Source organism: Collinsella sp. 1033st1_E11_1033SCRN_220408 (assembly GCF_039062465.1).
Lineage (GTDB): Bacteria > Actinomycetota > Coriobacteriia > Coriobacteriales > Atopobiaceae > Parolsenella.
Genome location: NZ_JBCLNF010000002.1, coordinates 258,864 through 270,863 on the forward strand (window position 1 = coordinate 258,864; position 12,000 = coordinate 270,863).

12 protein-coding genes and 1 tRNA gene are annotated in these 12,000 nt (G+C 61.6%); 6 read left to right on the forward strand and 7 right to left on the reverse strand.

What is annotated here, in order from left to right:
• Nucleotides 1–8: 8 nt before the first annotated feature.
• The 4 genes from lsrK (at nt 9) to ABCN07_RS03165 (ending at nt 2,985) form a co-directional block, all read left to right on the forward strand.
• Nucleotides 9–1,571: an autoinducer-2 kinase gene (gene lsrK, locus ABCN07_RS03150; protein ID WP_343005336.1), complete on the forward strand. Its 1,563-nt coding sequence runs from the start codon at nt 9–11 to the stop codon at nt 1,569–1,571.
• A gap of 189 nt (nt 1,572–1,760) precedes the next feature.
• Nucleotides 1,761–2,120, forward strand: a complete 360-nt coding sequence (locus ABCN07_RS03155; protein ID WP_293814779.1) for a cupin domain-containing protein — start codon at nt 1,761–1,763, stop codon at nt 2,118–2,120.
• Nucleotides 2,121–2,173: 53 nt separating this feature from the next.
• Nucleotides 2,174–2,264 (forward strand) — tRNA-Ser (locus ABCN07_RS03160).
• A gap of 175 nt (nt 2,265–2,439) precedes the next feature.
• On the forward strand, nt 2,440–2,985 hold the full coding sequence (locus ABCN07_RS03165; protein ID WP_343005337.1) for a LemA family protein: 546 nt from the start codon (nt 2,440–2,442) through the stop codon (nt 2,983–2,985).
• Between the two features lie 346 nt (nt 2,986–3,331).
• Here the strand turns inward: ABCN07_RS03165 and deoC are convergent, their stop codons facing one another.
• The 4 genes from deoC to ABCN07_RS03185 all read right to left on the reverse strand — a co-directional run bounded on the left by deoC (nt 3,332) and on the right by ABCN07_RS03185 (nt 6,703).
• Nucleotides 3,332–3,976, reverse strand: a complete 645-nt coding sequence (gene deoC, locus ABCN07_RS03170; RefSeq protein ID WP_343005338.1) for a deoxyribose-phosphate aldolase — start codon at nt 3,974–3,976, stop codon at nt 3,332–3,334.
• Nucleotides 3,977–4,244: 268 nt separating this feature from the next.
• Nucleotides 4,245–4,529: a PTS sugar transporter subunit IIB gene (locus ABCN07_RS03175; protein ID WP_293814784.1), complete on the reverse strand. Its 285-nt coding sequence runs from the start codon at nt 4,527–4,529 to the stop codon at nt 4,245–4,247.
• Nucleotides 4,530–4,732: 203 nt separating this feature from the next.
• Complete coding sequence (locus tag ABCN07_RS03180) at nt 4,733–6,154, reverse strand: PTS ascorbate transporter subunit IIC (RefSeq protein WP_343005339.1); 1,422 nt, start codon at nt 6,152–6,154, stop codon at nt 4,733–4,735.
• A gap of 93 nt (nt 6,155–6,247) precedes the next feature.
• The gene (locus tag ABCN07_RS03185) at nt 6,248–6,703 is read right to left on the reverse strand and encodes a PTS sugar transporter subunit IIA (RefSeq protein ID WP_293814788.1); all 456 of its coding nucleotides are present in this window, start codon (nt 6,701–6,703) and stop codon (nt 6,248–6,250) included.
• 356 nt (nt 6,704–7,059) lie between these two features.
• On the opposite strand from ABCN07_RS03185, the gene ABCN07_RS03190 reads away from it, so the two are divergent.
• On the forward strand, nt 7,060–7,845 hold the full coding sequence (locus ABCN07_RS03190) for a DeoR/GlpR family DNA-binding transcription regulator (RefSeq protein ID WP_343005340.1): 786 nt from the start codon (nt 7,060–7,062) through the stop codon (nt 7,843–7,845).
• 375 nt (nt 7,846–8,220) lie between these two features.
• Here ABCN07_RS03190 and ABCN07_RS03195 read toward each other — a convergent pair whose 3' ends face one another.
• Nucleotides 8,221–8,889, reverse strand: a complete 669-nt coding sequence (locus tag ABCN07_RS03195; RefSeq protein WP_343005341.1) for a transaldolase family protein — start codon at nt 8,887–8,889, stop codon at nt 8,221–8,223.
• Between the two features lie 253 nt (nt 8,890–9,142).
• On the opposite strand from ABCN07_RS03195, the gene ABCN07_RS03200 reads away from it, so the two are divergent.
• A complete protein-coding gene (locus tag ABCN07_RS03200; protein WP_343005342.1) occupies nt 9,143–9,898 on the forward strand; it encodes a DeoR/GlpR family DNA-binding transcription regulator in 756 nt (251 codons plus the stop codon).
• Nucleotides 9,899–10,118: 220 nt separating this feature from the next.
• Here the strand turns inward: ABCN07_RS03200 and ABCN07_RS03205 are convergent, their stop codons facing one another.
• Both ABCN07_RS03205 and ABCN07_RS03210 read right to left on the reverse strand, forming a co-directional pair.
• On the reverse strand, nt 10,119–10,715 hold the full coding sequence (locus tag ABCN07_RS03205; RefSeq protein ID WP_343005343.1) for a hypothetical protein: 597 nt from the start codon (nt 10,713–10,715) through the stop codon (nt 10,119–10,121).
• 136 nt (nt 10,716–10,851) lie between these two features.
• Nucleotides 10,852–11,967 (reverse strand): SIS domain-containing protein, encoded by a 1,116-nt coding sequence (locus ABCN07_RS03210; RefSeq protein ID WP_343005344.1) that lies wholly within the window; start codon nt 11,965–11,967, stop codon nt 10,852–10,854.
• Nucleotides 11,968–12,000: the final 33 nt, after the last annotated feature.

Consider the following 12,000-nt stretch of genomic DNA (forward strand, 5'->3'; position numbering starts at 1 on the left):
TGTACGCCATGGCAAAGTACCTGATGGCAATGGACGCGGGAACCGGCAGCGTGCGCGCTGTCATCTTCTCCACCGAAGGCGACCAGGTGGGCTGCGTCCAGAAGGAGTGGACCCACAACGAGGATCCCCGTTGGCCCGGCAGCATGGACTTCGACTGGGTAACCAACTGGGAGCTTGCCCGCACCTGCGTGAGCGAGGTTCTAGCCGAGACGGGCATCGACGCCTCCGACATCGCCGCCGTCTCAACCACCTGCATGCGCGAGGGCATCCTCCTCTATGACGAGAAGGGCAACGAGATTTGGGCTTGTGCCAACGTCGACGCCCGCTCAAACGACGAGGTGGGCGAACTCATCGCCATGAACCCGGAGCTTGAGGCGGAGCTCTACCGCGAGAGCGGCCAGACCTACGCCCTCGGCGCCCTCCCGCGCCTGCTGTGGGTCAAGAATAAGATGCCCGAGGTCTACGAGAAGACCGCCCGCATCGGCATGTTCAACGACTGGCTCATCTACAAGCTCACCGGCGAGCTGGCCGTCGAGCCCTCCAACGGCTCGACCACCGGCATCATGAGCCTCGAGACCCGCAACTGGGACCCGACCATCGCCGAGCGCTGCGGTCTGCGCACCGACATCTTCGGCGCGGTCAAGGAGAGCGGCGAGCTCGCCGGCCACGTCAACGCCAAGGGCGCCGCTGACACCGGCCTTGCCGAGGGCACGCCCGTCATCGTTGGCGGCGGCGACTGCCAGCTTGGCATGATCGGCGTGGGCGCCTGCCTCCCCAACCAGGCCGGCGTCTTTGGCGGCAGCTTCTGGCAGTACGAGTTCAACACCGACAACGCTGCCACCGACCCGCAGTGCCGCGTGCGCGTGAACTGCCACGCCACCCCAGGCGTCTGGCAGTACGAGGCGCTCGCCTTCAAGCCGGGCCTCGTTATGCGCTGGTTCCGCGACGGCTTCTGCCAGGCGGAGAAGGAGCAGGCCAAGGCCGAGGGCCGCGATGTCTATGACGTCATGAACGAGCACGCCGAGAAGATCCCCGCGGGCTCCTACGGCATGCTCTGCTGCTTCAGCGACGTCATGAACTACATCCACTGGACGCACTCCTCGCCCACCTTCACCAACTTCGAGCTCGAGCCGGAGAAGTTCAACAAGTACACCTTCTACCGTGCCATCCTCGAGAACACGGCGCTGCTCGTCCGTGGTCACATCGACCTCGTCCGCGAGGCCACGGGCAACGAGCCCGACGAGCTCATGTTCGCCGGCGGCGCCTCCAAGAGCCCCCTCTGGAGCCAGATCGTCGCCGATGTCACGGGCAAGACGGTCAAGGTCCCCGTGGTGAAGGAGGCCACCGCCCTTGGCGCCGCCATCATCGCCGGCACCGGCGTGGGCATCTACCCGAGCGTCTCCGAGGGTGCCAAGCAGGTCGTCAAGTTCGAGCGCACCTTTGAGCCCAACCCCGAGAACGCCGCCGTCTACGAGGAGCTTTACAAGACATGGCGCGAGGTCTACAAGGCGCAGTTTGCGCTGAGCGAGGCCGGCGTGACCAAGAGCATGTGGCGCGCCCCCGGCCTGTAAGGTCCTCGCACGCCGCGATGGCTCGTAGCTATGCGCCACCGCGGCGCCGATTCGCCCATCGGGCAAGCGCGAGCGTTTGCCCGCCAGCAGTCCGACCGCGCACGCTCGCGTATCAATTAGTTCCAGTCCGCACAGCCAATTAGTCCCAGTCAGCACGCCCAGCGCCTGGGTGAGTAAAAGGAGCAGAACATGGCAGAGACCTTCGTCGTCAACGAGAACGACTTCGAGTATCGCTTCGGTGATTCCGGCCCCAAGTACCTCATGAAGGGCCCGCGCATGAACTACGCGCTGGTACAGTTCCAGCCCCACCAGAACTTCCAGGCCCACCACCACAACATCATGGAGGAGAACTTCTTCATCCTCGAGGGTAAGGTCGACATCGTGGTCGACGGCGTCGTACACACGCTGTCCGCCGGAGACTTCATTCACATTGGCCCGGGTGAGGTCCACTTCGTGAACAACCCGTATGACGAGCCCATCAAGATGGTCTCCACCCTCGCCCCCTTCCAGGAGGTCGACAAGATCGAGGACCCGAACCCCGAGTACTAGAGACATCGTGCCCGACACGAAAACCTCGTGTTCGGTAGAATGTTCTTCTGCTCGGAGGAGTGGCAGAGCGGTTGAATGCGGCGGTCTTGAAAACCGTTGGGCGGCTCGTCCGTCTCGAGAGTTCGAATCTCTCCTCCTCCGCCATTTGACGTGTAAGCGGGACGGCGACGGTAGTGTCGCTGCCCCGCTTTTGCTTACCCTGGAATGACCAGCGCCGCGCCGGGCCAAATACCGAGCCGGTCCACGCTCGGCCGCCATAGCACCTGGGTATACTCCACACCAAACGTCGCAGGAAGCGACATTACCGCAAGGAGACACCATGCCCGCCATTATCGTCATCGTCGTCATCGCGATTGCCGTCGCGCTCTTCTGCATCAAGATGAGCAACGATATCGTTCGCGCTTCCAATCGCTGCGACAACGCCTGGGATCAGATTAACGCCCAGCTCAAGCGTCGCGCAGACCTCATCCCCAACCTCGTCGAGACCGTCAAGGGCTACGCTTCGCACGAGTCCGGCACGCTCGAGGCCGTCATCGCCGCTCGCAACGGCGTTGCCGCCGCGGCCACGCCCGAGGATGTCATGGCCGCCAACAACCAGCTCACCGGCGCCCTCCGCCAGCTCTTCGCCCTTTCCGAGAGCTACCCCGACCTGAAGGCCAACGCCAACTTCCAGCAGCTTCAGGCGCAACTTGAGGAGACTGAGAACAAGATCGTCTATGCTCGCCAGAGCTATAACGACTGCGTCCTCATGTTCAACAACGCGATCCAGACCTTCCCCGGCACCCTCTTCGCCGGCGGCCGCACGCCCAAGAAGGGCTTCGAGATCTCCGAGGCTGACGCCACCGCACCCCGGGTGCAGTTCTAGTCTCGCCCACATATAAGCCGGAAGGCCCCATCCCATTTCGTCGCATTCTCGCGCTTTGCGCTCGAAAAATGCTCCTCAATGGGATGGGGCCTTCCTCTACGTAGTCGAAACGTATCCCTTAGCTTCTTCTTTCAACTTGCACTTAAGAAGCGAATGAAAGCGCTCTAACGAGCGCGGCGGGGCGAGGGGAAGGTTGAGAGGCATTCCCCGCCCGCTCTTAAGAAGCGAATGAAAGCGCTCTAACGGCCGCCGAAAGGGTGGGGGAGGGTTGAGGGGCATTTTCGCAGCGCGCAACGCGCGCAAGTATGCCCCGAGGCCCTCCCCCACCCTTTCGGCTTGGGATCCGTTAGCAGCCGGCCATGATCTGGATTCCGGCGCTGCAGCCGAGACGGTCGGCTCCGGCCTCGACCATGGCACGGGCCTCGTCGGCGGTGTGGATGCCGCCGGCAGCCTTGACCAGGCAGCGGTCGCCCACGGTCTTGCGCATAAGGGCGACATCGGCCACGGTAGCGCCACCGGTGGAGAAGCCCGTGCTCGTCTTCACAAAGGTCGCTCCGGCCTCGACGGAGAGCTCGCAGGCCTTAACCTTCTGCTCGTCCGTAAGCAGGCAGGCCTCGATGATGACCTTCACGCACTTGCCGTCAGCAGCCTTCACGACGGCCGCGATGTCGTCGCGCACGGCGTCGTATTCGCCATCGAGCAGCCAACCGACGTTGATGACCATGTCGACCTCGTCAGCGCGCGCCTCGACGGCAAGGCGAGTCTCGGCGGCCTTGGCCTCAGTCAGCATGGCGCCGAGGGGGAAGCCGACGACGCAGCACGTGTTAACCTCGCTGCCGGCCAGCTTCTCGTGGGCAAGCGGTACCCAGCAGGTGTTCACGCAGACAGAGGCGAAGTTGTACTCCAGAGCCTCGTCGCAGAGCTTCTCGATCTGAGCGCGCGTGGCATTGGCCTTCAGCAGCGTGTGGTCGATCATGCGGTTAAGTTCCATGGTTCCTCCTTTGCTTAGCGCCCGCAGGCGCTCTGTCTACAAAGCGAGACACGCCACAGGTGTGCCTGGCTTCAAAGACAGATCTGCTTTGCTTTGCTGAAGACTGGCGCGTGACCAACCGCGAGATGACCTTTGTAGCACCAGAGCTCATATCCAAATGAAAGACCCGGGCCGCCGCCAGCTTTCGCCACGCGACAGCACCGGGCCCGTTCCTCTGGAAAGGATTCCATCAAATTTGATGGTATGCGCCCATGGGGCGCGGAGATGCTTACTGCTCGAGAGCAGCGACCAGCTTCTCCTTGAGCTCGTTCTTATCAACGATGTTGGTGAGAACGACCTTGCGCTCATCAGGAACACCCTTGATGAAGTCAGCGAGATCGCGGCCGACGACGAAGAGGTCAGCCATCTCAGGCGTAACGTCAGAGGTGGTGGTGTGGCCAACGGTGACATCGCTCTTGCCGAGCTCCTTGAGGACGCTCTCGATGTTCATCTGGACCATAAGGCTGGAGCCGAGGCCAGAACCACAAGCGCACATAATGCTGCGGACTTCCATGTTTCCTCTTTTCATATCGCGATTGGCCGGAGGGCCAGCCGCTTGTTGGCGGTACGCGGATGCCCGCGCATATCAGATATTACCCAATTGCGGGGCCGAAGCCGCAGCCCCGACCCCGCAACCGGTAAGTGACACTATTTAAGGGTTAGACGGATAACACGAGCTAAAGCGCCATGTTGGTCGCTAACCCTCCGCAGCAGATGCTACTCGGCAACAGCAGCCTTGGGCTTCGGGGCGACGAAGTTGTAAACGATCGGCACGATGAAGCAAAGGAGGCAGATGACGAACAGCGGCATGCCAGGGGTGGCCTGGGCGAGGTTACCGAACACGATGCCGAGCCAGGAGAAGTCAGCGTCGGAGAAGGTAGCGGAGGTGAAGCCCAGAGCCGTGAAGACGGGCATGCAGATGGCAGGCAGGAAGGTGATGAGCAGGCCGTGTACGAAAGCACCGGCGACGCAGCCCTTGAGACCGCCCTCAGCGTTGCCGAAGACACCAGCGGAAGCGCCGCAGAAGAAGTGCGGGACAACGCCGGGGAGAATCAGGGCAACGGGAGCGAGGTTGGCGTCGATGGCCATGAGGATGAGGAGGCCCACGATGCCGCCAACGAAGGAGACAAGGAAGCCGATGATGACCGCGTTAGGAGCGTACGGGAAGCAGACCGGGCAGTCGATGGCGGGGATGGCGCCAGGGACGAGCTTCTCGGAGATGCCCTTGAAGGCGGGGACGATCTCGCCGACGATCAGACGGACGCCGGAAAGAACGATGTAGACGCCACCAGCGAAGGCCATGCCGGACTCGAGGGCCCAGACGATCCAGTTGGTCGTGGTCTCGGTACCAACGTTGAGGAGGACGTTGAGGTTGGAGAACTGCGTCGGGTCAGCGTCGAGGATGCCGTTGGCAACGGCAATGCCGGTCACGATGAGGAAGAAGATCATCATCGTGATGGAGATGGCGACGGTGGTGTCACGCAGGAAGATGAGACGCTTCGGGAAGTTGATGTCCTCGGTGGACTTGCCGCCCTTGAAGAGCTTGCCAACCTGGCCGGCGATGGCGTAGCCGATGCCGCCGAAGTGGCCGAAGCCCACAGCGTCACCAGCACCAGTCACCTTGCGGAAGGTGGGCTGGCAGTAAGCCGGGGAGAGAACCATGATCATGGCGAGGACGCAGCCACCGCCGATGATGAGCATCGGGCCCTGGAGGCCACCGATGCTGAGCACGACGGCGAGCATGCAGGCCATGTACAGCGTGTGGTGACCGGTGAGGAAGATGTAGTGCATGCGGGAGAAGCGAGCAAGCACGATGTTCAGGACCATGCCGACGCACATGATCAGAGCGGAGTCAGAGCCGAACTGGGTGAGAGCCATGGAAACGACGGCCTCGTTGTTCGGGACGACGCCCTGCATGTGGAAGGCGTAGTTGAACAGCTCACCGAAGGCGAGCAGGGAACCGGACTGCAGGTAGCTAGCACCAGCAGAGAGCACGAGGAAGCCGACAACGGTCTTCACGGTGCCCATGACAATATCCTCGATAGCCTTGCCCTGGAGGGCGAGACCCACGAGAGCAAGGAGGCCGACTAGCAGCGCCGGCTCGGACAGAATGCTGACGATAAAGTTAATAACAGCCATTCTTTCCTTCCTTTCCTTCCAACTTACTTCCTATACATGCCGCGGTTCGTGGCTGCGGACACTCCGCGCGGCGCGATCGCCAAAATCAAGAAGTTATGCCTCGGCAGGAGCGACGAAATCGGCGTATACCTCATCCGCGTCCTTAGCCTCGGCAATCTTGGTGATGTTGGCGGGATCACTGAACATAACAGCGAGCGAGCGCATGACCTCAATGTGAGAGTCGGCGTCCTCAGCGGCAAGCGTCACGAGAAGGCGGACATCCGGGCCCTCCTCCTTGAAACGGACGGGCTCGCGAAGCACGGTGACGGCAAGCTGCTGCTTGATGACGCCCTGCTCGGGGCGGGCGTGAAGAAGAGCGAGATCGGGGCAGATCACGAAGTAGGGGCCAAACTCCTTGGCGTTCGAGATGATGCCGTCGATGTAGTCGCTCTTGACGTAGCCCTGGTCGACGAGCGGCTGCACCGCGACGTGGACGGACTCCTCCCAGTCAGAGACCTTCTCGATGATCTGCACGTTCTCGCGCTTGAGCATGTCCTCCATACCGGCCATGGACAAACCCCTTTCTGCACTAAAAAGGCATAGTTCCATTTATATTCTTCACCGATTGTACACGACCGGAGAGAAACAGATTCGACATTTCCTGGTTTTTCCTGTTTTGTCCTTTTTGCTTCCCGCTTACGGTAGGTTTTCAGCCGTGAACGGTAGGTGCCGGTCTGGCATATTTCCTACTTGCTCCACTTCCTCCGCGACTTAGTAAATAGTTTTACCTGGGGTTTTAGATCTCGCCACTTCTATATGTGAGTCGATTAGCACATTATCTCCAGGCATGTGAAGGACAAATTCGGATTTATTATGTAAGCAACCAAGCTATTAACCCGTCAAACCACCCTCGACCGGAGTCTACGTTGTTCCCGAAAGAGCGCCGCAAAGAGATTGTCAGCATCGTGAATTCCACCGGCTTTGCCACCGTGGATGATCTCGCCAAGCGCTTTGCCGTCAGCGTTGACAGCATTCGAAAGGACCTCAAGGTCCTTCAGAAAGAGGGAAAGATCAAGCGCGAGTATGGCGGAGCTCTTAAGGCAGACAATCCCGCCACGAAGACTCCCCAGCACGACGGCGTGGCGGAGACCGTCGCGCTCCAGCGCGATGCCGAGGATGATGGGCGTCGAGCCGTCGCCGCCCGCGCCTTCCTCGAGATCAACGATGGTGATGCAATCTTCCTCGGCGTCTCCCGCACGAACCTCTATCTTGCGGACATGATCGCCTCAAGCGACAAGCGCCTTATCGTGACCACGAACATGATTGACGTCCTCCCCCGCCTCGCGAGAAATCCCAAGGTCACGGCTCTCGCAACGGGTGGCTATCTCAACGTGCATCTCAATGGCTTCACGGGTCCGTCCACAATCAGCCTTCTTGAGCCGCTCTTGTTTTCGAAAGCTTTTATCGGCGCGTGTGGCGTGGACCTTTCCAAGAACGCCGTCCTCGCGACTTCCGTCGATGACGGCCGCGTGAACGAGCAGGTCATCAAGAACGCCTCCTATTGCTTCCTCCTTGCGGAGGAAGGGAAGTTCGAAATCCGCACGGGCTATCGCTATGCCTCCGTCTCGGACTTCAGCGCCATCATCACGGATGCCACGGATCGCGACATCCTCACCGCCATCGCCTCCACCGGCACCCCCGCCCTCTGCTAGCAACAAGCATCCCGGCGCATCGCGCCTCATGCGAATCGAAAAGCGGCCACCATTCGCACCCATCTCAACCAGCAGCTAAAGAGCCGATTTAACCGCCTGTGAGCACCCTCGGCCACACGGGAGGATTGCCTCGCGATGGTAACGGACCAACCAACAGAGATACAAAAGGCGACGAGCGACCGTCGTTCCCCGCGAGTTCTTCGCCACCGGCGAAGCGAAAAGCAGCCAGAGAATCTGAACCTAGATCGCACTCAAAGGCCAGCTCGATATGAAAAAGGGCCCCAGACCGGCTGCGTCTCGCGCGAGTTCTTCGCCGAAGGCGAAGCTGTCTGAGCGCGAGACGCAGTCGGCTGGAGCCCGTTGGGAATCCGTCAGCTACGCCCTCAGCGTGGTGCGGCCGTAGTTCTTCTCCCACGAAGCGGTGAAGTCGTGCACGGCACCCACGGTGCCCGGCTGGTCAATCATCGAGTTGAGGATCGCCGGCGGGAAGGTGATCGCCTGAATGCCCGCGAGGATGAGCTCGTGCACCTGGTTGGTGTTGTGCAACGACGCGGCCATGACCTTCGTGTCGAGGCCCTGCACGGCGAGCATCTCGATGAGGTCTGCGACCTGCTGGATGCCATCGCCGTAGTTGGACATGCGGTTCACGTAGGGAGCGAGGTAGTCGGCGCCGTTGAGGGCGGCGAGGAAGGCGGACTCAGGCGAGAAGATCGCCGTGGCGAGGACGCCGAGGCCCTCGTTGTGGGCATCCTTCACGGCCTTGAGGCCATCGCGGGTGACGGGGATCTTGGCGTAGGTGTTCTCCGGGCGAAGGCCGTTGATGTAGCGGGCCTCCTCCATGATGCCGTCGTAGTCCTCGGAGACGACCTGGATGAAGAGCTTCTGGTCCGGGCGGAGATACTCAAGGATCTCGGGGATGACGACCTCCGGGGTCTTGCCGCTACGCGTGATGATCGTGGGGTTGGTGGTCACGCCGTCGACGTTGAGCAGGGCATCGAGCTTCTTGATCTCGTCGAGGTTGGCGGTATCGATGATGAGTTCCATGAGCAATCCCTTCGACTGGCCGCGTGCGGTCCTCCTAGCGCGGCATTGCGCGTGGCGCCAACTCGTGGCCCCTCGCACGACGTGCCACACGTCGCCTCACGCGATGCTTCCATCTGCGCTCAGATTACTTCGGGCTGTATTGATTTGCAAGTACTTTCTCTTATTCTGTCGTAGTTCGTCCGTATTCGGCAGAATTTGGATGGTATGATTTGGGCGCAAGCTACGAACTCGAACAAAGTGAGACGGAGAGCGGATGTTTCTCGAAGCACGCCAAGAAGTGATAGCCCAGCTCATCGAGCGGGAAGGTCACGTCACCGTCTCCGCCCTCGCGGAGAAGTTCGACGTGACGGAGGATTGCATCCGCAAAGACCTTCGCAGACTTGTCGCCGAGGGTCGCTGCCGCAAGGTCTACGGCGGAGCCACGCGAATTGACCCCGAGGTAAACCGCGTCGTCGCGGAGCGCGTCGACCTCCTCCGCCCAGAGAAGCAAGCCATCGCCGCGAAGGCGTTCGCGATGCTCAAGCCCAGGCAGACCGTCTACCTCGACTTCTCCTCCTCGAACATCCTCCTCGCTCAGCTCGTGGGCGCGGGCGACCTCTCGCTCACCATCGTCTCGAGCTCCGTTGACGTGCTGCGTGCCGCCAGTTCCGGCACCAACGTGCGTACCTTCTGCCCCGGCGGCTCGTATGACGCGGAGTACAACGGGTTTGTCGGCAACCTCGCCGCGGCCGCGCTCGACCCGTACCGCTTCGACGCCGCATTCATGGGTGCCGTGGGCATCGAGGCCGAGGCTGGCGACGTGCTCACGCTCGACATGGAAGACGTTCCCGCCAAGCAGGCCGCAATGGCCCGCGCCGAGGTAAACGTGCTGCTGTGCGACACAGACAAGCTCGGCCACGCGGGCACCTACCGCTACGCCACACTCGACGACTTCGACCTCGCCATCTGCGACGAGGTCCGCCCGGACGCCATCGAGCGCCTCCGCGCCACGGGCCTCACGGTGGCGTAGCGCCGAGACGCGGCGTGGACGCCGTGGCCGACGCGCGGTGCGACCAGGCCGACTGCCGTCGAGACCTACACTTTCTCGAGCTATGGCGTCGCACGCGGGCCAATAGCTCGAGAAAGTGCATGTCTCGGCGCACCGGCAGGTCTCGAGCAGCGTCGGGCAAGCGAGCACCGGGCGCAGCAACACGCGGCCGACGTTGGCTCGCTCGTCGCCGGCTTGCTCGCTAGCCCCTGCGCTTGAACGGCGCCATCGCAAGGCCGTGAAGGCCGCGGGAGACCTCGACGTAGGCAGGATGACAGCGCTTCTCGAGCTCGCGCACCACGGGCTCGAGGCTCGGCGTGGCGAACAGCACGGAGGTGGGAACGATTCCAACACGATCTCGCGCCGCTTCACCCTCGTAGATGACATACACCCAGGCAGGCGTCTTGACCTCGAATCTCTTGTCTATGTCCTCCACGATGCGGCACGAGAAGCTCTCGTCGCCCGTCACGAATACCTCGGTCTCGAACGCGCAAAGACGATGAGGCATCAGGCAGATGTCGCGCGCCTCGCCCAGCTCCTCGATCTTGTCAATACGCGCGAGGGCGATCTTGCCGCGGCGCACGCGAAGTGCCACGAGCACAGCCTCCGCACGCACGGCAGCGAAACGCAGCACCAGATAGGCAACGGCAGTCGCGGCAACGACCATCAGCAGCGCGGAGATTGGACCACCCTTCGGGTCCGCATAGATGCCCGGAAACACCGCAAAGATCACGATGGCAAGGGCCGCGATAATCACGGCCGCCACAATCCCCATCCTACGCTGCGCAAACCTATACATATGCCTTCTCCCGGATACAGACGGGGCGCCGGACATGCCGACGCCCCACCAGCTCAAATCAACATTGCCAAGCTCGCCGCCCCACCGCGCCAGGACGCGGCGCTCGGGCGCGAAGCAGAAGACACTCTAGCAAAACCTATTCGAAAGGCATGATCTTCGAGATGGAAGCCGTCTTGGACTCGCAAATCTTCCTGAAGTTGTCGAACATGGGGTGCTTCTCCCACTTGTGGAGATCGGTCGTCGCGCGATACGCCAGGATCTGGTACAGCGGCAGCACGTAAAGCGGCATGAGCAGCGGTTCCTCGATATCCTCGGGCAGACGCAGCGCATGCGCGTCGTCGACCTCGGGGTTGTTCGTGACCACGAAGACGCGGTCGCTCACGCTGTGGGAGGCGCGGGCGAGCTGGACGAGACGATCGGACGTCTTGCCGAGGTCATCGATGAAGAACAGCGTGTAGTTGGGCGTAAGCTGCAGGTTGGGACCATGGTTGAACTCCTCCGCCTCATAGGCGAAGCTCGGGATCTGGATGGTCTCGCCAATCTTGAGAGCGCCCTCGCAGGCGATGCCATAGCCCTGGGCAAAGCCGCAGGAGTAGGCGACCGTCATCGAAGTGAGCGCAGCCTTGTTGCGGTCATAGAACTCGTGGACCTGCTTCTGGAAGGCAACATGGCGCTCGGGGCACTTCTCCATCTCGGCGATAACCGCATCGTGGGCCTCGGCGGAGACGACGCCGCGCTTGGCACCGGCCTCGATGGCGAACAGCATGAGGAACTCGGCGAGCGTGGTCACGCCCTTCGTGACGTATCCCACGTACTCCTCGCCCACACCATAATCAACGAGGACATCGGCGTGGTCCTTGAAGTCGGACTCGAGGTTGCCGGTAAGGCCAACGGCCTTGCGGCCCATCGCGCGAAGCTTGTCGAGCGCCTCGATGGAGTTGGTGGAGCAACCGCTCTGGGAAACCACGAAGACGAAGTCGTCCTCTGCGAGGCGATCCTTGTAGGCGATGAACGTGTTGGGCGGCACAACCTGCACGTCAACATCGAGGTACTTCATCATGAACGGCTTGGCGCACTGGGAGGCGTTGGAGCTAGAGCCGCACGCAACGATCCAGATGTTGTGGTATCCGCCATCGACATAGGCATCGACCAGGCCGCCGACGAGCGCCTGGCGGTTCTCGATATTAGCGGCGAGCTGAGCCGGGGTCTCCTCGATGTAGGTGAGCATAGTAGGACGGTTCTCTTCGGACATATCCGTTCCCTTCCCTTGGAGTCTTAGTTTGGC